Annotated in this window: 25 protein-coding genes; 13 read left to right on the top strand and 12 right to left on the bottom strand. The window is 62.3% G+C overall.

Going from position 1 to position 25,367, the window contains the following annotated elements; translation table 11 throughout:
• Positions 1-18: 18 nt before the first annotated feature.
• From AB3X89_RS01475 to AB3X89_RS01465, 3 genes are all read right to left on the bottom strand, one after another.
• Positions 19-3,159 carry an efflux RND transporter permease subunit gene (locus tag AB3X89_RS01475; protein ID WP_368581474.1) on the bottom strand — a complete coding sequence of 1,047 codons (3,141 nt, stop codon included), beginning with the start codon at positions 3,157-3,159 and terminating at the stop codon, positions 19-21.
• Entirely contained in the window at positions 3,156-4,271 is a 1,116-nt protein-coding gene (locus AB3X89_RS01470; RefSeq protein ID WP_368581473.1) for an efflux RND transporter periplasmic adaptor subunit, read from the bottom strand. The genes AB3X89_RS01475 and AB3X89_RS01470 overlap by 4 nt, the downstream gene beginning before the upstream one ends.
• A gap of 81 nt (positions 4,272-4,352) precedes the next feature.
• Positions 4,353-4,970 carry a TetR/AcrR family transcriptional regulator gene (locus AB3X89_RS01465; RefSeq protein ID WP_368581472.1) on the bottom strand — a complete coding sequence of 206 codons (618 nt, stop codon included), beginning with the start codon at positions 4,968-4,970 and terminating at the stop codon, positions 4,353-4,355.
• 96 nt (positions 4,971-5,066) lie between these two features.
• On the opposite strand from AB3X89_RS01465, the gene AB3X89_RS01460 reads away from it, so the two are divergent.
• The 4 genes from AB3X89_RS01460 (at position 5,067) to AB3X89_RS01445 (ending at position 8,733) form a co-directional block, all read left to right on the top strand.
• A complete protein-coding gene (locus AB3X89_RS01460; RefSeq protein ID WP_368581471.1) occupies positions 5,067-6,530 on the top strand; it encodes an efflux transporter outer membrane subunit in 1,464 nt (487 codons plus the stop codon).
• Positions 6,531-6,713: 183 nt separating this feature from the next.
• Positions 6,714-7,331 (top strand): TetR/AcrR family transcriptional regulator, encoded by a 618-nt coding sequence (locus tag AB3X89_RS01455; protein ID WP_368581470.1) that lies wholly within the window; start codon positions 6,714-6,716, stop codon positions 7,329-7,331.
• A 563-nt stretch (positions 7,332-7,894) separates the two neighbouring features.
• Entirely contained in the window at positions 7,895-8,125 is a 231-nt protein-coding gene (locus tag AB3X89_RS01450) for a hypothetical protein (RefSeq protein WP_368581469.1), read from the top strand.
• Positions 8,126-8,235: 110 nt separating this feature from the next.
• Positions 8,236-8,733 (top strand): ferritin-like domain-containing protein, encoded by a 498-nt coding sequence (locus AB3X89_RS01445; protein WP_176383142.1) that lies wholly within the window; start codon positions 8,236-8,238, stop codon positions 8,731-8,733.
• 118 nt (positions 8,734-8,851) lie between these two features.
• Here AB3X89_RS01445 and AB3X89_RS01440 read toward each other — a convergent pair whose 3' ends face one another.
• Positions 8,852-9,169: a hypothetical protein gene (locus AB3X89_RS01440; protein ID WP_368581468.1), complete on the bottom strand. Its 318-nt coding sequence runs from the start codon at positions 9,167-9,169 to the stop codon at positions 8,852-8,854.
• Positions 9,170-9,508: 339 nt separating this feature from the next.
• Between AB3X89_RS01440 and AB3X89_RS01435 the strand changes: the two genes are divergently transcribed.
• Positions 9,509-9,757 carry a hypothetical protein gene (locus tag AB3X89_RS01435; RefSeq protein ID WP_368581467.1) on the top strand — a complete coding sequence of 83 codons (249 nt, stop codon included), beginning with the start codon at positions 9,509-9,511 and terminating at the stop codon, positions 9,755-9,757.
• Positions 9,758-9,952: 195 nt separating this feature from the next.
• On the opposite strand, the gene AB3X89_RS01430 is transcribed toward AB3X89_RS01435, so the two are convergent.
• From AB3X89_RS01430 to AB3X89_RS01420, 3 genes are all read right to left on the bottom strand, one after another.
• Positions 9,953-10,513, bottom strand: coding sequence for an Hsp20/alpha crystallin family protein (locus AB3X89_RS01430; protein WP_368581466.1), 561 nt, complete (start codon positions 10,511-10,513; stop codon positions 9,953-9,955).
• A gap of 139 nt (positions 10,514-10,652) precedes the next feature.
• On the bottom strand, positions 10,653-11,060 hold the full coding sequence (locus AB3X89_RS01425) for an Hsp20/alpha crystallin family protein (protein ID WP_368581465.1): 408 nt from the start codon (positions 11,058-11,060) through the stop codon (positions 10,653-10,655).
• Positions 11,061-11,086: 26 nt separating this feature from the next.
• On the bottom strand, positions 11,087-11,530 hold the full coding sequence (locus tag AB3X89_RS01420; protein WP_368581464.1) for an Hsp20/alpha crystallin family protein: 444 nt from the start codon (positions 11,528-11,530) through the stop codon (positions 11,087-11,089).
• Positions 11,531-12,189: 659 nt separating this feature from the next.
• Here AB3X89_RS01420 and AB3X89_RS01415 point away from each other — a divergent pair.
• The 6 genes from AB3X89_RS01415 (at position 12,190) to AB3X89_RS01390 (ending at position 16,774) form a co-directional block, all read left to right on the top strand.
• Positions 12,190-13,116, top strand: coding sequence for an alpha/beta fold hydrolase (locus AB3X89_RS01415; RefSeq protein ID WP_368581463.1), 927 nt, complete (start codon positions 12,190-12,192; stop codon positions 13,114-13,116).
• Positions 13,113-14,528, top strand: a complete 1,416-nt coding sequence (locus AB3X89_RS01410) for a hypothetical protein (protein ID WP_368581462.1) — start codon at positions 13,113-13,115, stop codon at positions 14,526-14,528. Before AB3X89_RS01415 ends, AB3X89_RS01410 begins: the two co-directional genes overlap by 4 nt.
• Positions 14,525-15,367 carry an alpha/beta hydrolase gene (locus AB3X89_RS01405; RefSeq protein ID WP_368581461.1) on the top strand — a complete coding sequence of 281 codons (843 nt, stop codon included), beginning with the start codon at positions 14,525-14,527 and terminating at the stop codon, positions 15,365-15,367. The genes AB3X89_RS01410 and AB3X89_RS01405 overlap by 4 nt, the downstream gene beginning before the upstream one ends.
• A 305-nt stretch (positions 15,368-15,672) precedes the next feature.
• Positions 15,673-15,978, top strand: coding sequence for a hypothetical protein (locus AB3X89_RS01400; protein ID WP_368581460.1), 306 nt, complete (start codon positions 15,673-15,675; stop codon positions 15,976-15,978).
• Positions 15,975-16,289: a hypothetical protein gene (locus AB3X89_RS01395; RefSeq protein WP_368581459.1), complete on the top strand. Its 315-nt coding sequence runs from the start codon at positions 15,975-15,977 to the stop codon at positions 16,287-16,289. The genes AB3X89_RS01400 and AB3X89_RS01395 overlap by 4 nt, the downstream gene beginning before the upstream one ends.
• Before the next feature lie 83 nt (positions 16,290-16,372).
• Positions 16,373-16,774, top strand: a complete 402-nt coding sequence (locus AB3X89_RS01390; RefSeq protein ID WP_368581458.1) for a hypothetical protein — start codon at positions 16,373-16,375, stop codon at positions 16,772-16,774.
• 100 nt (positions 16,775-16,874) lie between these two features.
• Here the strand turns inward: AB3X89_RS01390 and AB3X89_RS01385 are convergent, their stop codons facing one another.
• A complete protein-coding gene (locus AB3X89_RS01385; protein ID WP_368581457.1) occupies positions 16,875-18,044 on the bottom strand; it encodes a zinc-dependent alcohol dehydrogenase in 1,170 nt (389 codons plus the stop codon).
• Positions 18,045-18,297: 253 nt separating this feature from the next.
• Here AB3X89_RS01385 and AB3X89_RS01380 point away from each other — a divergent pair, with 253 nt between their 5' ends.
• Positions 18,298-18,522 carry a hypothetical protein gene (locus AB3X89_RS01380; protein ID WP_368581456.1) on the top strand — a complete coding sequence of 75 codons (225 nt, stop codon included), beginning with the start codon at positions 18,298-18,300 and terminating at the stop codon, positions 18,520-18,522.
• Here AB3X89_RS01380 and ligD read toward each other — a convergent pair.
• The 3 genes from ligD to AB3X89_RS01365 all read right to left on the bottom strand — a co-directional run bounded on the left by ligD (position 18,519) and on the right by AB3X89_RS01365 (position 23,712).
• Positions 18,519-20,489, bottom strand: coding sequence for a DNA ligase D (gene ligD, locus AB3X89_RS01375; protein ID WP_368581455.1), 1,971 nt, complete (start codon positions 20,487-20,489; stop codon positions 18,519-18,521). The genes AB3X89_RS01380 and ligD overlap by 4 nt on opposite strands.
• Positions 20,490-20,515: 26 nt before the next feature.
• On the bottom strand, positions 20,516-21,091 hold the full coding sequence (locus AB3X89_RS01370; RefSeq protein WP_368581454.1) for a GNAT family N-acetyltransferase: 576 nt from the start codon (positions 21,089-21,091) through the stop codon (positions 20,516-20,518).
• Between the two features lie 1,622 nt (positions 21,092-22,713).
• Positions 22,714-23,712 carry a LysR substrate-binding domain-containing protein gene (locus tag AB3X89_RS01365; RefSeq protein ID WP_368581453.1) on the bottom strand — a complete coding sequence of 333 codons (999 nt, stop codon included), beginning with the start codon at positions 23,710-23,712 and terminating at the stop codon, positions 22,714-22,716.
• A gap of 318 nt (positions 23,713-24,030) precedes the next feature.
• Between AB3X89_RS01365 and AB3X89_RS01360 the strand changes: the two genes are divergently transcribed.
• On the top strand, positions 24,031-24,192 hold the full coding sequence (locus AB3X89_RS01360; protein WP_176122082.1) for a DUF1328 family protein: 162 nt from the start codon (positions 24,031-24,033) through the stop codon (positions 24,190-24,192).
• Positions 24,193-24,382: 190 nt separating this feature from the next.
• On the opposite strand, the gene AB3X89_RS01355 is transcribed toward AB3X89_RS01360, so the two are convergent.
• Positions 24,383-24,715 (bottom strand): hypothetical protein, encoded by a 333-nt coding sequence (locus AB3X89_RS01355; protein WP_368581452.1) that lies wholly within the window; start codon positions 24,713-24,715, stop codon positions 24,383-24,385.
• Between the last annotated feature and the right edge of the window lie 652 nt (positions 24,716-25,367).

Here is a 25,367-nt window from a genome sequence, read left to right as displayed (position 1 = left end):
TGATCTTGCAGCCAAGGTTCATTGCCTGGCAGCGAGTACGTCTTGCGGCAGGTCTTTCGCAGCCTGCGCCTGCTTATGCCTGCCTCCGTGCAGTTCAGTGGTATCGCCCGGCCGGATCCTGAACCAGATGGAATACATGGCCGGCAGGAACACCAGGGTCAGGATCGTCCCTGCAAAAGTGCCACCGATCAGCGTATAAGCGAGCGTCCCCCAGAACACCGAATGAGTCAGCGGGATGAACGCCAGGATCGCCGCCAGCGCGGTCAGGATCACGGGGCGCGCACGCTGCACGGTTGCCTCGATCACGGCATTGAACGGATCCAGCCCGGCCTGTTCGTTCTGATGAATCTGGCCAATCAGAATCAGCGTGTTGCGCATCACTATTCCCGATAGCGCAATGAGGCCGACCAGCGCATTGATACCGAACGGCTGCCGGAAAAGGATCAAGGTTGGCACGACACCGATCAGTCCCAGCGGGCTGGTCAGAAAGACCATGACCATCGCGGAGATCGAGCGCACCTGCAGGATGATGATGAGCAGCGTGACTGCGAGCATGATCGGAAAGAGCGGCAACATGGCTGTCGTCGCCTTGCCTGATTCTTCGATCGAGCCGGCCTGCTCGATGCGGTAGCCGTCCGGCAGCTTGTCCATGATGGGCTGAAGCTGCCTCGTGATCGCCGTTGACACGTCTGGCGGCTGCAGCCCCTCCGCAATGTCGCCGCGCACGGTAATCATCGGCACCCGGTCGCGCCGGCGCATGATTGGTTCCTCCATGCGCACGTCGACCTTGCCCACCTGCGACAGCGGGATGCGCTGGCCGTTTGCGCCAGCGAGCGTGAAGTCGCCGATCCGCGCCGGGTCGAGCCGGACCTCGCCAGCCGAGCGCGCGATGACCTGCACCGTGCGAATGTCCTCGCGGACGACGGTGACAGGCACACCGGTGAGCAGGAATTGCAGTTGTTGTGCGACCGCGCTCGATGTCAGCCCCACGGCCTGCAGCCGGTCCTGCTGCAGGGTGAAGTGCAGCGTGGGCGTGCGCGTGCCCCAGTCGGTGTTGACGGTGCGCATCATCGGACTCGCATCCATCACCTGCTGAACTTGCTCCGCGATACCGCGGAGCTTGTCCGGGTCCGGACCCGTGACCCGGTAAGCGACCGGGAACGGCGAGTAAGGGCCGAATATGAGCTGCGTGACGCGCAGGCGCGCCTCGGGCGCAAGCCCATCGGCAATGGCCTGGCGCAGCCGCTGTTTGAGTGCCTCGCGCTCGTCCTGGTTATCCGTGCGCACCACGATCTTGGCAAATGACGGATCGGGCAGTTCCGGTCCCATCGAGAAGTAGAACCGCGGGGCGCCCTGACCGACATAGGCTGTGACGATTCTCGCTTCCTTCTGTCTGGCCAGCCAGCCTTCGACCTTCGCTGTGGCGGCGCTGGTCTGGGCGATCGACGTGCCATACGGCATCTGCACCTCGATCAGCACTTCAGGGCGGTCGGAGACCGGGAAGAACTGTTTCTTGACTACCGCCATGCCGAGGACGGCCAGCACGAAGAGGCCCACGACCGACCCGGCGACCAGCCACTTGCGCGCAATGACGCGCTCCAGCAGTTGACGGAAACGGTTGTATCGCGGCGTGTCATAAAGCGCGTCGTGGCCACCTTCGACTTTCCTGAAGTCGGGCAGCATCTTGACGCCGAGGTAGGGGGTGAATACCACGGCGACCACCCACGATGCGATCAGCGCGATCCCAACGATCCAGAACATGTTGCTGGTGTACTCGCCCGCAGTGGATCGGGCGAAGCCATTGGGCATGAAGCCGACCGCCGTGACCAGCGTGCCGGAGAGCATTGGCGCCGCGGTATGACTCCACGCATAAGCTGAGGCGGCAACGCGGCTGTAGCCCTCTTCCATCTTCACCACCATCATTTCGATGGCGATGATGGCGTCGTCCACCAGCAGGCCCAGCGCCAGGATCAGCGACCCCAGCGTGATGCGGTCGAAGTTCTTGCCGGTCGCGAGCATCACCAGGAAGACCACCGCCAGTGTTAGCGGCACGGCCGCGGCAACCACCAGGCCCACGCGCCAGCCCATGCTCACGAAGCTCACCAGCATGACCACCAGCAGGGCGGCGAAAAACTTCACCATGAACTCATCGACCGCCGAACTGATGTTGACGGCCTGGTCGGTGACCTTGGTCAGGCTCATGCCGAGCGGCAGCCCGCCGTTGATCGCGCCCACCTCGCGGTCCAGCGCGTGACCCAGATCGAGCCCGTTCCAGCCGTCGCGCATCACGACGCCCAGCAGCAGCGCAGGTTCGCCGTTGTTGCGGATCAGGAACGTCGCCGGATCTTCATAGCCACGCGTGACGGTGGCAATGTCCGATAGCTTCAGCGTGCGTCCCTGCGCCACGACGGGCGTGTCGCGGATCTTCTGCAACGCGTCGAACGCGCCGTCGAGGCGTATGAACACCTCCGGGCCTCTCGTCTGCACAGAGCCGGCGGGCGTCAGGGCATTCTGGCCGTTCAGCGCGGCGAACACGTCCTGCGGACTGACGCCGAGCGTCGCCAGACGATCATGCGAAAACTCGACATAGATCCGCTCCGCCTGCTCGCCAATGATGTTGACCTTCTTCACCCCCGGCACGTGCAGCAGCCGCTGGCGCAGCGTCTCGGCGTCGCGTACCAGCAGGCGCTGCGGTTCGCCCTTCGCCTTGAGCGCGAAAAGCGCAAACGTCACATCCGCGTATTCGTCGTTGACCATCGGCCCAATCACACCAGGCGGCAGATTGCCTGCCTCGTCGCTGATTTTCTTGCGGGCCTGGTAGAACTGTTCCTGCACTTCCGAAGGCGGTGTGCTGTCGAGCAGGGTCAAGGTCGTGAAGGCGAGGCCCGGTCTCGTGTAGGTCTCCGTACGGTCATACCAGCGGAGTTCCTGCATGCGCTTTTCGATCTTTTCGGCGACCTGGTCCTGCATTTCCTGCGCGGTGGCTCCCGGCCAGGCAGTGATGATGGTCATCACTTTGACCGTGAAGGCGGGATCTTCGGCACGGCCGAGCTTGAAGAATGAAACGAGTCCGGCCAGCGAGATCAGGCAGATCAGGAACAGGGTAATGGAGCGCTCGCGCACGGCGAGCGCGGAGAGGTTGAAACGACCTTCGCTCACGGACGGGCTCCCTCGGTCGCGGTCACGGGAGCCTGCCCCGCCACACGGACCAGTTCACCTTCGCGTAGCAGATGCGCGCCGAGCGCGACGATCCGGTCGCCTTGCTTGATCTGGCCGATGATGCGGACGTCGTCGTCATCCACATGCTGGACCGTGACCGGCCGCCATGAGACCTTCGGCGGCTCGCCGTCGACGACCCATACTCCCGGTCCCTTGCCCGCATCGAAAAGGGCGCCAAGCGGCACCTTCAGCGCGCTTTGCGCGGAACGATGCGCATCCTGGATCTGGATGGTGACCGTTGCTCCTAGCGGTGCATCGGACAGCGTGCCGTCGAGCACGTATCGAGCCTCGAAGGTGCGGGTGAGCGGGTCCGCAGCATCGGACAGTTGCCGCAATTCGGCGGGAACCGTGACGTCCTGCTTGCCGAAGAGCGTTGCCTGCGCGACGGAACCGACCTCAGGGCGAAGGGTTTCCGGCAACTGGATGACGGCCTCGCGACGTCCGGCGTGAGCCAGGCGCACTACGATCTGCCCGGCGTTGACGACCTGGCCGGGCTCGGCCAGCGTTTCCATGACGACACCATCGGCGTCGGCCACCAGCTCCGTATAGCGACTCGCATTCAGCGCGACGTCGGCTTGGGCTTCGGCTGCGCTGAGCTGGGCCTTGGCAGCATCCGCCGCAGCCTTGACCTGGTCGTAGGCCGACGCGGAAATCGCGCCCGTGCCGCGCAGATCGCGGTAGCGCGCTTCATCTTCCGCAGTCTGCTGCGCCCGTGCCCGCGCGGCAGCGACGGCCTGCTGCTGCGCCTGCGCGGCCAGCTTCAGATCGACGGGATCGATGCGCATGAGCGGCTGGCCGCGCCTGACGCTCTGCCCGGCATTGACCAGCCGCTCCAGCACCTTGCCGGAGACCCGAAACCCCAAGTCGCTCTGCACCCGGGCGGCTACCGTACCGGTAAATGAGCGCGAGGCAGGCGGTGCGTCCCGAACGACGGCGGAGCGCACCAGCGGCGCCTCCGTGCGCGGATCGGGCGGTGCTTTTGCGCCGCAAGCGGCCAGCGCAAGCGGCAAGGAGAAGACGACGGCTGAGGTGGCGAGGCGACGCGCAAGCATGAAAGACCCATCGACGAAAAGATGATGGATCCGATTATGGTTCTAGTGACCAATATAGTCAACAGTCACCATTCGTGCGCGTTAAGGTGAGAGGCTTCGGAGCACCAGACTGGACAGCTTCGCCGGCGCCTCATCGGTGTAATCGAAGCTGTGTTGCAGGATCAGAGGGTTGAGGTACGGGCGCAAAACCAGGTAGATCGCCATCGCGGTCTCATCCAGCGGCGTCTTGCGCTCGAAGTCCCCGCTTTGCCGCCCCTCCTGGAGGATGTCCTGAAGCAGCTTCTGGATGCGCTCTTCATAGGCGAGCGTCGCCTGCCACTGCTCGGTGGCGGCGGACGCGGCAATCTCGTAGAGCTTGCGGTCCTGGGAGAACAGGCGAAGGCTCGCCTCGACGATCGCCTTGAACATCCGCCGCAATTTCTCGGGCGGTCGGTCGACCTCTTCGACGGCAGCTTTGACCTCGCTTTCGATCTCACGCAGGCAGTTCGCGCAGATCATCTCGCCAATCGCCTGCTTGGACTCGAAGAACTTGTAGATATACGCCTTGGAAAAGCCGATGGACTTGGCGAGATCAGAGACGGTCGTTTTCTCGTAGCCATACCGGCTGAAGTGCTCGGTGGCCGCCGCAACGATCTGATCGCGCACCTCATGGTCGGCTGGGCCGCGGGCCGAAATGGGATAGGTGGCTGCATTTTTCATGGTTCCTAGCTTACCGCCGCTCCCGAAAATCGACAACAAGTGACTAAATTGCACTATAGTCACTTTCATCCGCCCTCCTCGCCCCGGAAGAAGCTCATGCTGCCCAAACACACCCTTGCCATGCTTATCGCCGCCAGCCTATCGGCAGGCTGCGCGGTAGGTCCCGAATACGTTCGGCCCGATGTACCGATGCCGGAGCGGTTCATCGGCCAGGCCGCGGTCGATCAGCGGCATGCGACGGCCACTGCGGACCTCGACACCTGGTGGACGGGGTTCGGCGATCCGCAACTGACGCGATTCGTCGCGCTTGCGCTGGACCAGAACCTTGACCTCGCGCAAGCTTCTGCTCGTGTCGCCCAGGCACGTGCGGCACTTGGGGCGGCGAATGCCGCGCTGCTGCCTTCCGGCAATGTCAGCGGCCAGGCAGCCAGGGTCTACCAGTCGGTTGAAACGCCCCTCGGGCGAGTTTTGAACTCGACGCCCGGTTTCGACCGCTACGGCAACGATTACGAAGCCAATCTCAGCGCGAGCTGGGAACTGGATGTGTTCGGAGGCCTGCGTCGTGGACGGGAAGCGGCGCTCGCCGAGTACGAGGCTTCGGAAGCCGGCGCCGCGGCCACACGCCTGGCCGTGGCGGCACAGACCGCCGACATCTACATCAGCATCCGCGGATTGCAAGCCCGTCTGAACGTTGCGCGGCGGCAGGTGCAGACGCAGCAGGATCTGCTCTCCACCATCAACCTTCTGTATGGCAAGGGGTTGGCAGCCGAGCTTCAGGTCAGACAGGCGGAGGGGGCACTTGCCCAGGTCCGGGCCTCCGTCCCGGTCCTCGAGACGGGCCTCGACGCGGCCATGAATGCACTGGATGTGATGCTCGGCGCCCAGCCCGGCGTACACCGGGCCGAGCTGCTCGAAGCCGGCGACATCCCCGTCCCCCCACAGATCGGAGCCACCGGATCCCCGCGCGAGCTGCTCAGACGCCGGCCCGACCTGATCGTGGCCGAGCGACACCTCGCCGCATCGAATGCACGTATTGGAGTGGCGATCGCCGAGTACTACCCCAAGGTCTCCCTGAGCGGACTGATCGGCAGCGCGACATCCGTGGCTAGCGGCAATCTGTTCTCGAGCGGCGCCAGCCAGGCCGCCGGCGTGCTCGGTCTGCGCTGGCGTCTGTTCGACTTCGGCCGGATCGATGCGCAGATCAACCAGGCCAAGGGCCAGCAGTCCGAGATGCTGGCTGCGTACCGGCTTGCCGCACTACATGCAACTGAGGACGTCGAGAACGCTTTTTCGGCACTGGTCAAGCGCGAGGAACAGGCCGCTGTGCTCAACCAGGGCGTGGACTCGCTCGGCCGCGCAAGAGCTGCCTCGTTTGCAGCCTATCAAAAAGGCGTGGTCAGCCTGATCGAAGTCCTGCAAGCCGACGACAGCCTGCTACGCACCTCCGATGCGCGAGTGCAGGCACAAACGGAGTCAGCCCGGGCAGCAGTTGCTGCTTTCAAGGCGCTCGGGGGTGGTTGGCAAGCCGGCGAATCCGCGGCGACGGTAGCCACCAGGTAGCTGGCGCACGCGCCGAAAGCACGCAAAGCGGCGTCGGGAAGCTCGCAATCTTTGTTGGTCGATGGCCGTTGCCGAGGATTCCGCTTCGCCCTCGCAGCGGAGCGACTACCTGTCGAAAAGTCCCTGCAGTCACTTGCCATCAGGAATTGGACGCGCAGCGTTTCGTCTGCGCCGCTTTATCGCATGTCACGCAAACGATTGAGCCGGGAAGAAACCCGCAAGCAGACCCGCAGGCGCCTGCTCGACGCAGCGGCCTCGAGCATTGCCAGGAAGGGGCTGGCCGCAACGAGCGTAGAGGATATCGCCGCCCGGGCCGGCTATACCCGTGGTGCGTTCTACTCGAACTTCGACAGCAAAAGCGACCTGTTCGTCGATCTGCTCCGTCGCGATCACCAGAACACCCGGGAAAACTTGCGGAAGCTGTTAGAGGACGGCTCGTCCAGCCAGGACCTGCGAAAGCAGCTCACCATGTTGTACGCGCAGCGCTATCGCGACGACGACAACTATGTCATGTGGGCCGAGGCCCGCCTGCATGCCATACGTGATGCGAAGTTTCGACAACAGATGAACGTCCTTTGGCTAGAAGAGCGCGATATGATCGCCTCCCTCATCGAGCAGTTCTGCAAGCACGTCAATATGCAAGTCCCAGGCGCGTGTGCCGCCCAGGCACTTGCCACGATCGCATTGATGGACGGCGTCCTCTATTTCACCATTACCATGCCCAACGAGCTGCCGAAGACTTCAGCCGAAGCGGTCGTGAGCAAGATCCTGACGAGAATGTTCACAAGTTCATCACCCTGAGTGAACCTTGCTTGGCGCAAGGTCCGTTCTAGCGGGCTGATCAATCCGTACCCGACGACGACGCGAAGCAGCGGTCTACGCGTACGAGATCGAGTTGGATTTCAGTAACCTCTTCCGCACGTTGGGTGCGAATCGCATCGTCGATGCGTTCGTCGGCCCCATAACGACGTGTCTTGTGGCCACTACCCGTTCATCACAGAGACGCGCCGATTTAGCACGTGGCGGCGCAAGGTGGAAAGCGCAAAGATCTTTGCGCCCCGTAGCCAGCAAAAGCCTCCCGCGCAAACGTCCCCATTTTCGAGGCAGGCAGCGAATCCGCGCACGCGTGTGGGCCGTTAACCGCGTCTTTCGGACAGGCATAGGCAAACCTCCGAGGCACATGGACTGCTTGGGAAACATGCATCGAAGCGTAGAAGCCAGAGAGGATCGAATGCACCGTCTGGGCGCTAATGGCTCATGGTCGAACGTATCAACCCGGTTACGCGGTTTGCGCCGCGTAGAAGACCCACTTACTACGGAGATTGGCCGCACCCGGCAAAGGGAAGGCGTCCATATAACTCAGAATGACCGACGTATCATTGCAGGTGACGCATCGGGAGTGGGTGATTCGTTCGTCACCGGAGAAGAGAGGCTTTCACTACCACGCTCGCGTGGAGGTCGAGCGCCGCCCTCAGGACTACGTGGACAATCGCCAGGTCTTTCGCTTCATCGACATCGGCTATTTCGACACCGAGGCTTCCGCAAATGAGCGCGGTGTGGCCTGGGCGAAGGCATGGCTCGACGTCAACTTCTAAGCGTTGGCGATTCCCCTCACATCACGCAAGTCTCTGGATGCGTGCCGCTCGGTCTCGGGCATATTCGTTGCGCCAGTGAGGGCTCCGAACAACCTTTTAGGAGCTCACAAATGTCACAGCGAAAGACGGTCGATGATCTGTTCGTGCACATGCTTTCCGATATCTATAGCGCGGAGAAGCAACTGACACGAGCGCTGGCGAAACTCTCCCGCGCCGCTTCCGACCCGGCGCTAAGCGACGCATTCAAGACTCATCTTGAAGAAACGCAAGGACAGGTTGAACGGATCGACAAGGTGGTGGAAACCTGTGACATCCGCCTGAAGAGAATGAAGTGCATCGCGATGGAGGGATTGATAGAAGAAGGACAGGAACTGATCGACGAGATTGAAAAAGGTCCGGTCCTGGATGCGGGCCTCGTGGCTGCCGCGCAGAAGGTCGAACACTACGAGATCGCCACCTACGGTAGTCTCTGCGCCATCGGCAAGCAACTAGGTTTCACCGAAGCCGTGAAACTGCTGACAGAGACGCTGGACGAAGAAAAGGCGACGGACCTCAAGCTTACCGAGTTTGCGGAAAGGGCCGGTAACAAGAAGGCGACGCAACAGTAAACCATGAGGACACAGCGCAGGCGTACCGGTCGAAATGGTCTGCCTGCGCTTGCCATCTTGTGATTTACCTTCGATTTATGCCAACCACATTCGTCCGTGGGTGTGATGCTTCCATGCATCACTGGCCGTTTTGCTGCTTGCCATCCGTATTGTCGTTCGTGCCGTGGCCGGTGTTGGGACGGGTGCTATTGTTCATCCCGCTCGACCGATCCCTCGACGGGTTGTCAGGCGCAGCGCCAGTTCCGGTTCCTGTCGCACCCGTTGCCATCCCTCCAGCGCCCCCAGCATTGCCGCCGTCAGCGGCCACACCGTTACCGGTTCCGCCGCCGCCACCGGCCCCGCCCGCTCCGCCTCCGCCGCCACCCTGCGCGTAGGCGCCGCCCGACAGTGCCGTCACCAGCGCAGATGCCAGCATCGCTTTAGTCATGAACTTCATGGTTCGCCTCCATTCCATTGGATCGATGTCGCCAGCTGTCGGGCGCAACGCCGTAGTCGCTTCGTCACTTTCGACAGCCCGCTACTGCCGAAGGTCAGTCCCGCGGCAGCATCAACTGGAATGAGCAGGGGTTATTCCCGGGATTGCAGCAAAGAAATCCGAATGGGGTATGCCCTTGTGTCGTGCCGTGGCATACCGGATGCGCGATCGCGATACATTCGTCGGCATTGAACGGGTCATGTCGCGGATTGCTCACTGCGCGAGCATTGGAAAGATCGACCGGCCGATGCCGCCGGGAGGAAGGGAGCCCCTTCCCCGTGGCAAGCGAACAGGTGAAACATGCTAATCCACATGACGATTCGCCTCGCGGACAGGTCAGGCCTTCTGCTGCTATTCCGGGCGTTGCACGACAGCGATGCGCAACTTGCGGGCGACGTCAGGCAGTTCGACGACCAGACCGTTGAACTGTGCATTTTCGCCACATGCTCGTCCGACGTGACATGGTTACGCGGAGAACTCGTCAACAGACAGCTTGTGGAAAACGTGCTGGTGCGACGACTCGACATGGACGCGACAAGCGGAATCTGATGAGCGCAAGCAGCCGCTTTGCGAGTACCCCCCATGCGTCAAGATACCCACGGATTCGACGGGCGCGAATGCCGGGGGCTTTCGTGAAGCCACGTTGCTTGTCGATCTCGCAAAGACCGCCACTGCTCTACCAATTGAGCTAACGGCCTGGCCAGCCAGAAAGTCGCCCGCCGCCGGGCAATTCTGGCGGCGGTGCTAACCGATATCGATGGTTCGAGTAGCGGACCGTGCCCGCTCCGTTTTTGGCACGGTCAATGTAAGAATGCCGTTGTCGAACTTTGCCAATGCATGGTCTGGGTCGGCATTGTCCGGCATCGGAATTCTGCGCACGAAGCTTCCATAGGCGCGCTCCAATCGATAGCATCCGTCTTCCTCGCTGCGCACGTCCTGCTTCTTTTCGCCACGCAGCACGATTGCCCCTTCCTCGACGCTCACGTTCAAGTCCTCGCGTACCATCCCGGGCAGTTCCGCAGTTACGCGAAGCACCGGCCCTTCGTCCACGACGTCGATGCGCGGCTGGAAGCGCGAGGAACTGAAGTCGCCAAACCATCGTTCAAACGGACCACCGCCTGCAAATGGGTCACGAAAGAATTCCTCCACGGCGCGCCACGGTTCGCGAAGAGATAGTCGTGGAATGTCAGGCCATGCGGCCCGCCACTCATCCGCGCGCCGACCGTCTGAGTCGTCCGCATCGGATTTGCGGGCGGTTCCGCGAAGGAACTTGAAGGGGTTCCATTTTTTCGGATCAGTGTTCATTGTGTGCTCCTTTCCTATCATCGACAAAACGGGATTCCGGTCTCCGCGCCGCGACTGCTTCGACTCGACAGCCGAAAGGCGGAGGCCGGAGGACAGCATCCAGCTTCTTGCTACTGCTGTCCCCCTCCCCCGGCCGACTTCAGTCGGTACGCACCTCGATGCGGCGCGGTCGCGCTTCGTCGCGGCGCGGTATCGTCAGCTTCAATACGCCGTCCTTCAGATTGGCTTCGATTTTCGACGCATCGAAGTCGGCGCTCATCGAGAACGCCCGCGCGAAGTGAGGCTCACGGATCTCCGCATGCTGCAGACGCAGTTCCGCCGGGGTCGGCACCATCGCCTCGGCTTCGATGTACAGGTTGCCATCGTGGACCTTGACCTCCAGCCGCTCCCTGGTCACGCCCGGCAGATCCGCCCACAGCGTGATGCCGTGGCTGTCCTCGAAGATGTCGACCGGCGGCGTCAACGTGATCCGGCGTTGCGATGCCTCACCGTCGCGCTGGGTCACCGCCGTTTGCTCCTTTCTGGCGAGTTCAGTCGTGTCGTTCATGATGTCCTCCGTAGTTCTGTCGGTGCTCACTGAACGGTGATCGCGCGCGGCTTCGACGCCTCGCTTTTGCCGATGCTCACCATCAGGCATCCATTGGTGTACCGCGCGCTCACCTTGCCAGGGTCCGCGTTTTGCGGAAGCTCGACCACGCGCCGGAAACTGCCGGCGAATCGCTCCTGTGCATAGGTGCGCGCATCGTCGCCGCGGGTTTCCGGTTGCGAGCTCGCGCGCTCGCCGCTGATGGTCAGCAAGCCCTTGTCTAGCGATACTTCGAGCCTGGCCGGATCGACCCCCGGCGCGAACGCGACGACCTCGATCGAGTCGTCGGTCGAACCGATGTTGATCTGCGGGAAGGCGCCCACGCGGCCCGAACGGATACTGGAAGGGAAGCCGCCGAAGAGGCTCGCCATCTGCCGTTGCAGACGGTCGAACTCACTGAACAGATCGGCCCCGAAGTAAAGGTCACTCATGATCGTTTCCTCCTTCGATGCAGCACGGAAACGAACCGGCCTACGCGCTCCAGTCCGTCTGCCGGGCTGCGGCAAACAAATCGAAACACGCAGCGCGCCGCATGGCGGGCGCGACTGCCTGAGCGGAATTTAGAATAGTATGCACGGTGAAAATTTCAAGGTGGGTGGCGTGAGTTGCTGTTCTCGAATTCGGCTCGCGTGCTGAGCGCTCCGGCCGGCATTCGCCGAAGGCTCGGGCGCTGCCCCTCGCCTCGATGCACTCCCGGCACAGTATCGGCCCGGAGGCGCCCTGCATCGTCCTTCACCGATCGGGAACCCGGCCTCTCTGTTCCTAACTCGACATTTACGGACGGCTCAGCGCAATCGCGAACCGACATGCACCGGGCCCGACAAGCTCGCAATCGCCACCAGGCGGAATTCGTGGCACGCCGGTTGCACACCCACGATGCCGCGCATCGCGCGGGCATGGTGGCAGTGCCCGGTCGCAACCGTGCGTTGGAGAGACCGCTGCAAACTAGCTCAATCTGCCACCATCGCACCAAGGATGACGGATGAGTCAACGTCGGGCCAACACAAGCAGCACACGGGCCGCGAACCCGGGCGCCCGTTCTCGCGACGATCACTGCGATGTCGACCGCACGGAAGCGGGCCACCCGCGTATGCATCCCAAGATCGCGCTGGTTGCCAGCGCCATCGCCGGGAGTGCCGCCGCCGTCGCGCTGCTGCACTACTGGGGCCGCCTGCGTCAAACGCCGGCGCTTACTGAAGGAAGCCGGCTCGCTGGAATTCGAGGGCGCTGGGTGCAGGCGGGTCCGTACCGGATGTTCGCTCGGACCGCAAGCCCGACCGACGCCACCGCCACGAATGCATTTGCCGCTCGCCCGCCAGTGATACTCGTCCATGGTCTCGTCGTCTCCAGCCGCTACATGGAACCGCTTGCCCTAGCGCTAGCCAGGTGGTTTCCAGTGTTTGCTCCCGATCTACCTGGCTTCGGTGAAAGCGCATTGCGCGGCCGCTGGCTCGATCTGCCCGGTCTCGCCGATGCTTTGCACCTGTGGCTGGTTGCCACCGGCCTCCGACCCGCCATTCTGGTGGGCAACTCGTTCGGCTGCCAGATCCTGACCGAGCTCGCCGCGCGTCATTCCGGCGACGTCAAGGCATTGGTGCTGCAAGGGCCCACCGCGGATCGCGGGGCCCGGCATCTGCCGGTCCAAATGTGGCGCGCCTTGGTCAACGGCCGCCGCGAGCGGCCTCATTCGCCGGCCGCGCCAAGGCGCATCGATTACGCCAAGGCCGGACTGCTGCGCGCACTGGCCACGATGCGCATCATGATTCGTGACCGCATCGAGAACCGGCTGCCGCTCGTTCGCGCGCCGGTCCTCGTGGTGTGCGGCTCACGGGACCCTGTGTCGCCGCGCGAGTGGGCCATCGAAGTGACCGCGCGGCTGCGCGCCGCGCAACTGATCATCATCGACGGCGGCACACACACCCTGAACTATGTGTATCCGCACAGTCTTGCGCTGGCGATCCGTCAGTTCGTCGACACGTTACCCGGCGAACCTTCCGGGCGAATGGAGCAGCCATGAGCGGCGCACCGCGAGGAATTGCGCGATTCGATTCGGCCGCCGCGATGGTCGGTGCACTGGGCGCCTGCCTGCATGGCAAGCCTTTTAGCAGCCCGAGCGGGTCACCACTGCTCGACCGCAGCATGCCGCTGATCAATCTCCTGCCTCGCTTCGCTCGCGAATGGGCGTACTCCATCGGCGGCGCAACTGAGGCCATAGGTGAGCGCGCAGCGCTGCGTCTTGACATCGAGACCATAGCGACGTGGCTTGCCGATCGTTATCCGCGCCGCCAATACCCGGCCGCCTTCGTTGGCTCGTCCAACGGCGCGCTCGTGCATCTGGCCGCCGCCATGGGCGTGCCCTGGCTGCCACAGACTTTTCTCTGCCCCGTCCGTGCGCCCGGCAGCGATCCCGATGATGCCGCAGCAGGCCTGCGCGACGGCAGACGTGCGCGCGAGGCGCTACTCGCGGCAGACGGACGAATCGCCGTTCACCACATGCACGATCCGAATCAGGACCGGCTCATGTTGCGCACGATGCGCTACTACCGCATCAAGCAGCGCGCGCTGGCGCTCGGGTTTCGCGAGTTCCTGCTACGCAGTCTGCCCGCCGGCGCGACGCTGTATGTAGACATATGCACGTTGCAGTGGCCCGTCACGCGTATCGGCGAGCGCGCCTTCTTTCAGTTTGGCGCGGCGGGTGGCGCGACACGCGACGAATACTTCGGTGCCGGCCCGCGCGTGCGGGAATACCTGGCCCGTTATGGCAGCGCCCGCACTTGCTGGGAGCCGCCCTCGCCGGATGCGCTCGCGCCTGAAGCCGAATGGGGCTTCGACATGAACCTGCTCGACTCTCTGCGTGCCCTCGCCCGGCAGGCCGACTGGCGTCTAGTCGAGTTTCGCTTCGAGGAACCCGAATCGCTGAGCTTTTTCGCGTTCGACACGCTGCGCGAATGGTACGGATTTGAAGGTATCGAGCCGCAGCATCTCGTCGTCGATAGCTTCGTCCTGCTCGATCCATACACGACGATGCATCTTGGCGCGTTGCCGTTCTGGCTGGTGTTCTGCACCGAGCCATCGGCACGCAACCTCGCGCGGCTGCTTCAACGGGAAGGCCGTTTCGAACATATTGACCTGATGCTGTTTTCGCACGGCACCGAAGGCGTCGGCGTGGTGCCCGCGCGCGAGTGGCAAACGATCATCGCGGCGGCCTCGCCCGACGCGCGTCTGTGCGGCGTCGACGCGCAACGTTTTCCTCTCGACTTTGCCACCTTTGTGCGCTTCGACGAAGCACTCGCTCAACGCGGCAGCGAAAGGCCACGCATGCCCTCACCGGCGCCGCTGACCGTGCAAGCATTCGACGCCGCCCTGCTGCGTCACGGGAGCCGGTATGGCGTCGCCGCGACGCTGCCGGGTGCCGAGCAGGTGTCATGACTGGCGTCACCGCGCTGCTGGCCTGGTTTTGCGGGGCCTGCGCCGCGACATATGGCGCGGCGGCCGCCACACTATTCTGGATACAGGGACGCCTGATTTATCCGGGGGAATGGCGGCGGCGTGAGCCGAACGAAGCGGGACTCGCCGACATGTCGGTCGTGACCGCCACCACAGCGGACGGACTCGATCTGCGTGGCTGGTACAAAGCGCCGGCATCGTCTCGACGCTTGACCGTCGTGCTTTTTCACGGCAACGGCGAAGACCTCTCGCAACGCGGGCATATCGCGCGCGCACTGCTCGACTGCGGCTACGGAGTCTACCTCGCCGAGTATCGCGGCTACGGAGGCAATTCGGGCATACCTCACGAAGCGGGCCTTTACGAGGATGGGCGCGCAGCACTTCGCTTCGTCGAGCGTACGAATGCGCGCATCGTTCTGCACGGCTATTCGCTCGGATCCGGCGTGGCGGTGCAACTCGCGGCCGAAGCACAGTCTCCAGGGCAGATCGAAGGCCTGATCCTCGAAGCGCCCTTTACACGGATCGCAGATGTCGCGGCACAGGTCTTCTGGTTCATGCCAGTGGGCCTGCTGGTTCGCGATCAGTATGACAATCTCGCGAAGATCGCGCGGGTGCGGGTGCCCGTCGTGATCTATGGCGGCACACATGACAACGTGATCCCACCGCAGCATTTCGCCCACCTATATGCGCACACTGCCGCGCCGCGGCGACTATTCATGCTGGAGGGTGCGGATCACACCAATTGCTGGGAACGCGGCGGCGGCGAAACCGTACTGAGACTTCTCGAGGATATCGAAAAGGCTTCCGGGACAGGCCGGTAGCAGCACAGGACAGGAGCTTGTGCGCCCCTAGGCGGCCGTGCGCAAGGCGCCGATCGAAGGGCGCGACTCGCCAGGTGGGAAGATGTACCAAGCGCCATCGTCGTGATGGAAGAAGAACATCCCCACTTCGCCCATGGCGCCGGCCGCGCTAACGTAGACGCACGACCCCCGCCAGCGTCGGCCATGCGCTAACCGCTTTGCGCGTACCTGCTTCTCTGGCTGCAAGCCGAGCCATTTGTCCGCCATGGCATGCAGCGACCGCGGCTTCCTCTCCATCATCGTCTCCTTCACCGCGCGGTGCAAAGATGGGGCGGGTCGACGGTATCGTCGCCGAATTACGGCCGGGGCGCCCGCCCGAATTGGTTGCGCTCGAGACCGGATCAGTCGCGATGGCGCGACGCATTGGCGAGCACGCCGGGCGTCGGGTCGCGCGACTCGCTGGCAAAATCGGCGGCGCGCGTTACGTCGAACCGTACCGGATTCCGTGGAGTCGGGTCCGTCGCATGGAGGTCGACATCGAGGTGGACCTGGATGCGCGCGATACCCCGCTTGGCAACTGGCAGCGCTGGCTACGCGAGCACATCGTCGAGCGTATTCCGGGATCGCGATGATGGCGCAGATCAACATCGATCTGATCGTCGGTCGGCAAGTGCTGACGCGAGACGGCTCATCACTAGGCCGCATAGAGGCGATCAAGGTGGTTCGCGACCACGACGCCTGGATGATCAGCGAATTTCACATCGGTCCGAGTGCATTGGTCGAGCGGCTCGCCGTCCGCTGGCTGCCAAGGCTGTTGCGTGAAGTGGCACAGCGCAAGGGGCGCCGGCGGCATCATCGGATTGCGTGGAACCAGATCGACGTCTCCGATCCCAGGCACCCGCGCCTGCTGTGCGATGTGGCTGAGGTTCACGGACTGGCGTAGCCGCTGAAATCTCGACCGGAGGCCGGAACGCGGCACAGAGCGTGCTTCCCGCTTAAGCGATAGAAAAAAGGACGGGGCGCCAAATGGCCGAGTATCTGAGCGCAATCTTTCGCTCGTATCGCGATGCTTCCGACGCACGCCAGGCTCTCGCTGAGTCCGGCTTATGTGAGCTGGACGTGTTCGTTTTCTCACTCGCGGCTTCGCCTGGCGCCGCGAAATGGGTGCTCCCGACGCACGAAATGGATCATGCGGAATATGCGGCTCACGGGGAATGGGGGTTGAACGCCGTCAACCGGTTCGTCGAGCCGCAAGCCGACTGTTTCGTGGCGAGCCTGCGTGAGGACAGCCGTGCCGCCCACGCATTGCTGGTCGCCGCCGATCCGCCGCCGGCACTGCTGGTACAGATTTGCGCAAGGCTGAAAGACTGCGGGGCGTTCGCCCTGAGGCCGCCGGGATCCCGCTGGCGACTTTGCAACTCGCACTGACGTCCCGGTGCCAGCCGCCCTTCTGCTCAAACACATGAAGGGTCGGCTGTGCGCCTTTGTTGTCGCCGCCGATACGAAATGAAGAAAGTGCCTGGAAGTTCTACGGTTTCATCACCACCTTGATGCAGCCGTCTTCCTTCTCCCGAAACACGCGGTACATGTCGGGCCCTTGTTCGAGTGGAACCGTATGGGTGATCACGAACGACGGATCGATATGCCCATCCTGGATCCGCTTCAGCAGATCGTCGGTCCAGCGATTCACGTGCGTCTGCCCCATGCGAAACGTCAAGCCCTTGTTCATCGCGGCGCCGAACGGGATCTTGTCGATCAGCCCACCATACACGCCCGGAATCGACAGCACGCCCGCCGGGCGGCATACGTAGATCATTTCGCGCAGCACATGCGGACGGTCCGTTTCGAGCATCACCGCCTGCTTTGCGCGGTCGTAAAGCGCATCGAACGAGCGCGTCGCATGCGATTCCATACCGACCGCGTCGATGCATTTTTCCGGACCCTTGCCCTGCGTTAGTTCCTTCAACCGGTCGAGCACGCTCTCGTCCTCGAAGTTGATCGTGATCGCGCCGACGGCGCGCGCCATGTCGAGGCGCTCGGGAACGCGGTCGATCACGATCACCTGCTTTGCGCCGAGCAGGATCGCACTGCGGATCGCGAACTGGCCGACCGGGCCAGCGCCCCAGATCGCGACAGTGTCGGTCGGCTGTATTTCGCATTGCACCGCGGCCTGCCAGCCGGTCGGCAAAATATCGCCAAGAAACAACACCTGTTCGTCGGTCAGGCCGTCGGGAATCTTGACCGGCGTGACGTCCGCGAACGGCACGCGCACGTATTCGGCTTGCCCGCCCGGATAGCCGCCCGTCAGATGCGAATAGCCGAACAGGCCAGCGGTGGTATGGCCGAACACCTTGTCGGCCATCTCCTTGTTGCGGTTCGAACGCTCACACACCGAAAAGAAGCCACGCCGGCACTGATCGCACTCGCCGCACGCGATCGTAAACGGCACGACGACGCGCTCGCCCACTTTCAGCCTCGCGTTGCCGGAGCCGACTTCGACGACCTCCCCCATGAACTCGTGACCGAGGATGTCGCCCGACTTCATCGACGGCATAAAGCCATCGAACAGATGCAGGTCCGAACCGCAGATCGCGCAACTGGACACCTTGATGATCGCATCGCGCGGATGCTCGATGACCGGGTCCGGGACGTTGTCGACGCGGACGTCTTTCTTGCCGTGCCAGCAAAGGGCTCTCATGTCGTGCCTCGTAGTCGATGGGCCCGTCGCGCGGGCCAACAGGGTCGGGATTCGCGGATACGCGTGCGCCGATGCGGCGTGTCGATCGCGCCGACGCCATCGCAAGCGCCACCGTGTAGGAGCAACGGACGTGCCGTCGTCAAACGGCTGTCCGAACCTATCGCACCACCGCGACGGAAATCATCAACATCCCCATGGGCGCGCGTGGTACAGCCATTGCTGGACCGGTTTATTCATCAACGGAGGAGTCAACATGGCAGGCGATAACTCTTTCAAGCCCGGCGAGATCGTCAAAACGTCCGGCATCTATTCGGTCGTCCATGACGATGGCAAGGGGACTTTCGAAGTAACGTGCGTAGAGGGAGAGCATTTTCCCCCGACACGCAGCGGCAAAGGAGCTCACTACGAGCTCAAGTACGCAGCGACGCATTCGCACCGGCACGCTGAGCTGAAAGGCACCGAGCAGCGCGGCAGCTAGCGCTTCATGCCCACGGCGCGGCGCATTGCGGCGGTGATTCCCTGCCGCGTGCGCCAGTAGTCTTCCCATGGATCGAACTGCAGCGAACGCTGACGTTCGATCGCCTTGCGCATGGTCCATTCGTCGCCTCGGCCGACCCGCCGCAATTCGTCCCACGACACCGGCATCGAAACCGCCATTCCGGAACGCGCCCTGACTGAGAAAGGGGCAACGGTGCTCGCGCCGCGGCCATTGCGAAGATAGTCGATAAAGATTTTGTCGATGCGGTTTTTAGGACCAAGGACCGCCGAAAAGCGGTCCGGTACCACCCGCGACATGTGACGGGCGACCGCCTGCGCGAACCCCTTCGCTTCATCCCAGGCCTGTCGTCGCGTCAATGGCACGACGACGTGGAATCCTTTGCCTCCGCTGGTTTTTGGGAATGACCGCAGACCTATCTCGTCGAGTACGACCTTTAGCAGTTCTGCCGCTTCCAGCATTGCACTCCATGGCAGGTTCGGGTCGGGATCGAGGTCGAAGATGATCCTGTCGGGATGCTCGAGGTCGGGTGCCGCGGCGTTCCAGCAGTGCAGTTCGACAACGCCCATCTGGGCGAGACCGACCAGCGCCTCCGGTTTGTTGGCAACCAGCAGCGGCGGATGCCTCGGATGCAATTCCGGCGGCAGTTCTTCGACGCCGGGAATCTGGAACTTTTCGCTGTGTTTCTGGAAGAACAACTCGCCTTTAATTCCGTTTGGCGCGCGAACCAACGCCAACGGCCGATTATGCAGATGCGGCAACGCCCATTCGGATATCGCAGCGTAGTACTCGACCATGTCGCGCTTGGTGTGCCCGGTCACCTCATCCATGACCCGCTCGGGGTTGGATATCCGGATGCCGCCGATCGTCACCGCACCTTTCGGCCCTGGACGCTGGCGAGTCGAACCCGCATCGGCCTCGACCGGTTCGTCCGACTCGACGGCGATCATCGGTTCTTCGGTGATCGAGCCAGCGGCCTTGTCTTCCCGGATCGCGTGAAAAACCGGATGTCGGACTTCGCCGGCGGGCGTCCATTCGAGGAACGAACACTCGACGACGAGCACCGGCTCCAACCAGAGGTAGTCGCGGTTTTTTTCCGGTTTGGGAGGGTTGTAGAACGCTGTTTTACTAGCGGTGACCGTGCCGGCACGCCGCAGGAAAGCGTTCGTGGCGCGACTGGACAGGTATGGCTTGACGTTGCCCGCGTAGCGCAGCGACCCATCCTGTTCGTACACGCCGAGCAGCAGGGAATGAACACCTGAGCGCGCACCTTTGGTCCGGGTGAAGCCGCCGACCACGAATTCCTGGCGCAAATTGCATTTGAGCTTGATCCACTCGGTAGACCGTCCGGAGCGGTATGGCGCATCGCCGCGCTTGCCGATGATCCCTTCGAGCTTCATGCGGCAAGCTGAAGCGACCAGCGACACCGGGTCTTTCGCGAAGTCTTCCGACAAGCGCAACACATCGGCGTCCGTTTCATGCATCAATGCGCGAAGAAGCTTGCGACGCACACGCAACGGGTGTTCACGCAGATCGGTGCCGTTCAGCCAGAGGATATCGAAGACGAACAGGACGATGTCCGCGGTGCTGCGCCGGTCGAAGGCATTCTGAAGCGCATTGAAGTCGGGGCGACCTTCCGCGTCCAACACGACCACCTCGCCGTCGAGCCACACCTCCTCGACTGGCAAAGCCGTGAGTGCGTCGGTCAGACTGCGCAAACGCGAAGTCCAATCATGTCCGTTGCGGGTGAAGATCTGGACGGTGCCACGCTCGATCCGGACCATCATCCGATAGCCGTCGAACTTGATTTCGTAGGACCAGTCGCCGCCCGCCGGTGCGCGATCGACCAGCGTAGCGAGCTGTGGCTCGATCAGAACGGGGAACGTCCCGGGCTCACCCACAGGAGCATGGGCGCGACGGGTCCGCGAGGAGTTCCACCGGCTGCTCATGTCATGGACCCACCTATTCGGCTTCGTTAGCGACGGTCAATTCGATCGGCATCGCCACATCCGCGTTCGCGCATTGATCGATCTGCGCCGCCTTGCCTGCCGGTCGGCCAACCAGCCTCTTCACCTCCCGCGGCAACGAGCATCTTTTCGAAGCAGCACGCATCGCACTGTTCTATATAGGAACCGTACCGTTGAACGGCCCTGAAGCCGTTGCGCTCATAAAATCGGATCGCGCGCCGGTTCACCGCGCGAGTCTCGAGGACCAGCCTTTTATAACCGGCTGCCGCCGCGTTGACTTCAAGCTGCTGCAGAATCACTTTGCCGACACCTGAATAATGCGGCCTGCTGTAGATTCTCTTGAGTTCCGCCGTGCGCGAGTCGAAATGCCAGAATGCGCCGCACCCAACCGGTTCACCGGCAAGGGTGCGGGCAACAAAAAACCGTCCGTGCGATGAGTGAAAATCGGCGAGACAAAACCTCGACTGCCCGCCATCGCCTGAAAATACCGCCAGCGTGGCGCTGAGTTCATCAAGCAGGATTTGTCCATCAAGCGAGGCAGGGTCCTCGCGGCGGACAGTTATGGCAATGCATGACTGAGTCATTGGTCCTCCGTTGGCGCGGCTTCGGCTTCAGCCTGTTTTCGTTGTATCAGTGGTCGTTCCTTGAACCCCCATGCGTCCGCGCCGGGATGCAAAGATGCGACTGACAGAACGAGTACACGAGTAAGCAGCTCATCGGACATCGCCTCGCTGCGCCTGTTTACTGCGCACCTGATGCAGCCGTGTCCGACGCGCCTTTAGCGTGTGAGCCTTTCTGTGGGAGTCGGGTCGGCGAGCTCGCCGTCGAACCTTTCGACATGGATGTCGAACCACTGGTCGCGCCTGTGTTCGGCGCACTTATTCCCGCACCACCCTGGCCCGCTCCGTTGGCTCCTCCCGCCACGCCAGCACCAGCGCTCGTCCCGCCGCCTCCACCGCCTCCACCGCCTCCACCGCCCTGCCCATAGGCCGCGCCGACCGACGCTAGCGCCAATGCAACACATACGGTTGCTGTCTTCGTTGCTTTCATGATTGCCTCCCTTCAGTGACCGCAAACTCGCGGCAACGACGTGGGACGAATCTGCGCTATACCCGGTGGGGGTGCCAGATTTCGCACGCCGGCATTTCCCGAAGCGCAACGACTATGCCAGACACGCGTCATGAGTAGCCGCACCTCAGGTGCTGCCCAACCGGAAACTCCCATCGACGTCCAACGCGCGGTCAGTATGGCGTCCTTGACGCGAGGTTGACGACGATATGGAAACATTGACCGCATGGGGCGCCATCTGCGCCGCCGACGGGTTTGAAGTAAGACGCGCTCGCGAGGGCCGATCGGCACCATGAATATTTATCGACTTTCCGTTGATGTGGTTGTCGCCGACTGACGGATGTCAGGCTTGGCCCGGCTCAGTGCCTAAGATGAACCATTGTCCTCAAACGCGGGCCCAAGAGACTTAAGAAGTTTTGCAAGCCTTGCTCGCTGCTCCGGAGCCAGCCCCGGTGTCGCGCTTACCTGTTCAAGCCGCGCACGCCAGTAGGTCCGGCCGAATAGAGAGTTTGCGCCATCGGCTGACAGGATCCGTTCGAGATGGGTTATCGCCGCTTCGGCAGTATGTGGGGTATAAGGACTCGTCCTTTCCGCAGGCCCTTTCCTGAATGTTTTTGTTTTCATCCATCTTTCTCTTGTGCTAGCCGACTGAGTCCGGTCATACCTCGGCTCTCTCGTCGAGACCGATTCTCTCAACCAACTCATGACGGTGCTCTCCGTTGTTATCTTTAGACGCTCGTCGCGTTTCCACGCGCGACGGTGCAATCACATTCGCCGATGCGTTTGATGCCACCATTCATGATGATTCAGATGTCGTAGCATTCTTGACCGCGACCGCTCACGCCGATAGTGGCCAATCACCATGAGCGCGGGGATGCCAAGGGAGGAGCCTCCGATAAAGAGGCCCAGCAGGTTTCACTCATGACTTATTCCCCTGATGGAAGCGCGAGGGTATGCGTGAGCCGGCTCACTTAACCGGGTTTGAAAATGGTCGATCCATTTCCGTTTGCCTGCAAACGACATTAACTCACGGCGTGTGAATACCGCTCACACTCGCAGACGAGCTGTCGGCAGCCGCGTTGCCGACGGTTGCAGGATGCGATCGATGAGCTCGATGCGCTTCCACCGCCAAGCACACTCAGCCGGAAACGACGCTGGCTGGCCAGCCGGCCGACGCAGCCCAGGCTGCGATCGACTGTTCAGTGTCCTGGCCTTCCTTCAATAGCCATTCGTAAAAGCTTTCCGTCACAGGGTTCATGTGGCTCGCGCACGCAAAGTACTTCCGGTACCGCGCTGCGCGCGGACCAAAAGGAACGCATAATCGGTTCGAAACGATCTCGTCGATGGCGAGAAAAAGCGGCACCAGGGCGATGCCTAGCCCCTCGGCGGCCGCGTGCAACGCAAAGTACATCTGTTCGAACTTCAGTTGGCCGATTGGCTTCAGACCTGGCACACCGGCCTCATCAAGCCATTCCTCCCATGGGTACGGCTCCGTCACATAGTGGATGAGCGTGTGGCCCGCGAGGTCACCGGGTTCGCGCAGACATCCTCCCTCAAGCAGATCACAGTGGCAAAGCGGCACGATCACCTCGGTCATGAACGGCAATGACACGCAGCCCTGGATCGGCTCGCACGCACCGCGAATCGCAATATCGTAGGCATTTTCATGGAAATTGACCGGTGCGATCGACGTCGTGAAGCGGATCTCGACGTCGGGCCGCCTGCGCTGGAAACTCGAGATGCGCGCAATGAGCCAGCGCATCGTAAAAGTGGGTGGCGCATTGATGGTTAGCGCGCTGGGTACCACCTGGTCCACGAGATGCATCGACGCGACGGCAAGGCGGTCTAGCACCGCGGTCGCCTCGGCGAGATAGCACCGGCCTGCTTCTGTCAGCACCAGCTGCGAGGCAGTGCGCATGAATAGCGGCACGCCGAGCCATTCCTCCAGCGACGCAACCTGTCGGCTGACGGCGCCATGGGTCACGTTTAGCTCCGTGGCGGCCCTCGTAAAGCTCACATGCCTGCCCGCTGCTTCGAAGGCTCTCACAGCGTTGAGCGGAGGGAGTTTTCTTGTCATCTCGAGAAGGCGCCAATCTAGCGTCGCTAACGATCCTTGCCGCGGGTGCGCAACGAGCATTCCCGCGCAGCCTGTACCGGAAGCGAACCGGCAGATCGAGGCCGATAGAAGTTCCGAGGCTTAAACGGAGAGGTTTTCTGCGCTTGAGAGGTCGAAGCCGCCGGCCGCGATGAATGAACCGGAGGGTCATTCATCGGACCAAATCCATGAATGGAAGGGCCTGCCACGCGGCAATTCCGGAGCACTGCGATCGCTGGCTGATTTCGTTCGCCTGGCGTTGATTTGCCTGCGCCACCCAGCGGGGAACGGGAATTGCTGCCATGAAAGCGTCATGCGTGCACCTGAGACGAACTGCCCCCGATGGAAGGAGGACACATCATGTTGTATTACGCCCTTGTATTTTTCATCATTGCGATCATTGCCGCAGCGTTCGGCTTTGGCGGCATCGCCGCAGGCGCAGCCAGCATCGCAAAAATACTTTTCGTCATATTCGTCGTGATTTTCCTTGTTACGCTCGTGATGGGCCTCATGCGGCGGTGACACACGAGTCGTTGCAAACGCGGGCGCCGCCAGGTGCGGCGCCTGCGAGCTTGTCTGTCGCACGCATACGTTTTGATCACGTCCGTATGGGTCGCAACACGGCGAGTTATCCCGTTGCCGATCGACTTCAATTCGCAACTGCCAGCGTCATGGCGCTTGCCAACGCCTTTGGCGAGTGGACGCCCGACAGCTAGTAGCGCGTGTTGAACACGAAATGCGGCACACCGCTCGCCTGCGTGTCGCCGAACGAGCTTCGCTGGCCGGGGAGGTCCGCGGCACGCTTTGACGCCGCCTGGTGTGCCGTCAGACTCGTGTACTCGAGGCCGCATTCGAGGCTAAGACGCGCGAGAACCTCGGCACGTCTCGCCGCAACAGCTTGCGCACTCCCAAGACGATCGCGATAGAACGCCTGGTACGGCAAACCCTCGACAGGTATCCCGGGCAGCAACTGGTGAGAACGCCACTGCACCGATACTCCCACATTGGGCCGCGAGCTTGCGAAACGCGACACGGCCGCATCCATTTCGATCTCGAGGACGGATCGCTCGCCACTTTCATCGCGGGCTTGCCCATTCAGGGTTTTGGTCAGACGAGGTCATCGCGGAGTATCCTCGCAACCGGCCCGCACCAGCAGGCCGGTCCGTGTGAAAGGCAAAATCCTTTCGTATGGTTTGCCAGACTCGTTAGTACCGCGCATCTCCGATAATGCCGGCTCGCTTCATCTGCATACCCAGTACTCAGGAATGCCACGGCTCTACCGTGGTGGTAACAGAGCGTGAGGGGCGATCGAACGTCCATTCGTGCCCTCGCCGTTATCACACCAGCGAACCACTTGTTGCCGACTGCGGTGTGTGAGTCGATTGCGCGGTCACCGACGGCATCTGTTCGCAGTACACGTGTTATCGCCGCGGGCAGTTCGACCCTCAACAGATCTTCGCAGCTCTCCAAAACGGACATTCAGAGACTCGGTGTACGTGGCTTCACATTAGAGTATCGGTCGTGACACTGCAGTGCGCGACCAATGGTCGGCCGTGTCTCCCACAACGTTGTAGACCTGCATCTGGCGCAAAGACACTCAGCAGCCCAAGGTCAGTGCCCTGGCAAGTCTGCTTTAGGAAATCCAACGAAAATGAATAAAGGCGTTTCGGACAATTTCGATAAGGCCGACCATTGTC

The organism is Paraburkholderia sp. BR14320, assembly GCF_040948665.1.
Lineage (GTDB): Bacteria > Pseudomonadota > Gammaproteobacteria > Burkholderiales > Burkholderiaceae > Paraburkholderia > Paraburkholderia youngii.
The sequence above is the reverse complement of the archived record's forward strand: the minus strand, read 5'-3'. Positions and strand labels throughout refer to the sequence as shown.

What these genes read in the sequence shown, in the direction of transcription:
- AB3X89_RS01470 (WP_368581473.1), bottom strand. Translation starts at nt 4,271, where the DNA reads ATGCTTGCGCGTCGCCTCGCCACCTCAGCCGTCGTCTTCTCCTTGCCG.
- AB3X89_RS01465 (WP_368581472.1), bottom strand. Translation starts at nt 4,970, where the DNA reads ATGAAAAATGCAGCCACCTATCCCATTTCGGCCCGCGGCCCAGCCGAC.
- AB3X89_RS01460 (WP_368581471.1), top strand. Translation starts at nt 5,067, where the DNA reads ATGCTGCCCAAACACACCCTTGCCATGCTTATCGCCGCCAGCCTATCG.
- AB3X89_RS01455 (WP_368581470.1), top strand. Translation starts at nt 6,714, where the DNA reads ATGTCACGCAAACGATTGAGCCGGGAAGAAACCCGCAAGCAGACCCGC.
- AB3X89_RS01450 (WP_368581469.1), top strand. Translation starts at nt 7,895, where the DNA reads ATGACCGACGTATCATTGCAGGTGACGCATCGGGAGTGGGTGATTCGT.
- AB3X89_RS01445 (WP_176383142.1), top strand. Translation starts at nt 8,236, where the DNA reads ATGTCACAGCGAAAGACGGTCGATGATCTGTTCGTGCACATGCTTTCC.
- AB3X89_RS01440 (WP_368581468.1), bottom strand. Translation starts at nt 9,169, where the DNA reads ATGAAGTTCATGACTAAAGCGATGCTGGCATCTGCGCTGGTGACGGCA.
- AB3X89_RS01435 (WP_368581467.1), top strand. Translation starts at nt 9,509, where the DNA reads ATGCTAATCCACATGACGATTCGCCTCGCGGACAGGTCAGGCCTTCTG.
- AB3X89_RS01430 (WP_368581466.1), bottom strand. Translation starts at nt 10,513, where the DNA reads ATGAACACTGATCCGAAAAAATGGAACCCCTTCAAGTTCCTTCGCGGA.
- AB3X89_RS01425 (WP_368581465.1), bottom strand. Translation starts at nt 11,060, where the DNA reads ATGAACGACACGACTGAACTCGCCAGAAAGGAGCAAACGGCGGTGACC.
- AB3X89_RS01420 (WP_368581464.1), bottom strand. Translation starts at nt 11,530, where the DNA reads ATGAGTGACCTTTACTTCGGGGCCGATCTGTTCAGTGAGTTCGACCGT.
- AB3X89_RS01415 (WP_368581463.1), top strand. Translation starts at nt 12,190, where the DNA reads ATGCATCCCAAGATCGCGCTGGTTGCCAGCGCCATCGCCGGGAGTGCC.
- AB3X89_RS01410 (WP_368581462.1), top strand. Translation starts at nt 13,113, where the DNA reads ATGAGCGGCGCACCGCGAGGAATTGCGCGATTCGATTCGGCCGCCGCG.
- AB3X89_RS01405 (WP_368581461.1), top strand. Translation starts at nt 14,525, where the DNA reads ATGACTGGCGTCACCGCGCTGCTGGCCTGGTTTTGCGGGGCCTGCGCC.
- AB3X89_RS01400 (WP_368581460.1), top strand. Translation starts at nt 15,673, where the DNA reads ATGGGGCGGGTCGACGGTATCGTCGCCGAATTACGGCCGGGGCGCCCG.
- AB3X89_RS01395 (WP_368581459.1), top strand. Translation starts at nt 15,975, where the DNA reads ATGATGGCGCAGATCAACATCGATCTGATCGTCGGTCGGCAAGTGCTG.
- AB3X89_RS01390 (WP_368581458.1), top strand. Translation starts at nt 16,373, where the DNA reads ATGGCCGAGTATCTGAGCGCAATCTTTCGCTCGTATCGCGATGCTTCC.
- AB3X89_RS01385 (WP_368581457.1), bottom strand. Translation starts at nt 18,044, where the DNA reads ATGAGAGCCCTTTGCTGGCACGGCAAGAAAGACGTCCGCGTCGACAAC.
- AB3X89_RS01380 (WP_368581456.1), top strand. Translation starts at nt 18,298, where the DNA reads ATGGCAGGCGATAACTCTTTCAAGCCCGGCGAGATCGTCAAAACGTCC.
- ligD (WP_368581455.1), bottom strand. Translation starts at nt 20,489, where the DNA reads ATGAGCAGCCGGTGGAACTCCTCGCGGACCCGTCGCGCCCATGCTCCT.
- AB3X89_RS01370 (WP_368581454.1), bottom strand. Translation starts at nt 21,091, where the DNA reads ATGACTCAGTCATGCATTGCCATAACTGTCCGCCGCGAGGACCCTGCC.
- AB3X89_RS01365 (WP_368581453.1), bottom strand. Translation starts at nt 23,712, where the DNA reads ATGCTCGTTGCGCACCCGCGGCAAGGATCGTTAGCGACGCTAGATTGG.
- AB3X89_RS01360 (WP_176122082.1), top strand. Translation starts at nt 24,031, where the DNA reads ATGTTGTATTACGCCCTTGTATTTTTCATCATTGCGATCATTGCCGCA.
- AB3X89_RS01355 (WP_368581452.1), bottom strand. Translation starts at nt 24,715, where the DNA reads ATGGATGCGGCCGTGTCGCGTTTCGCAAGCTCGCGGCCCAATGTGGGA.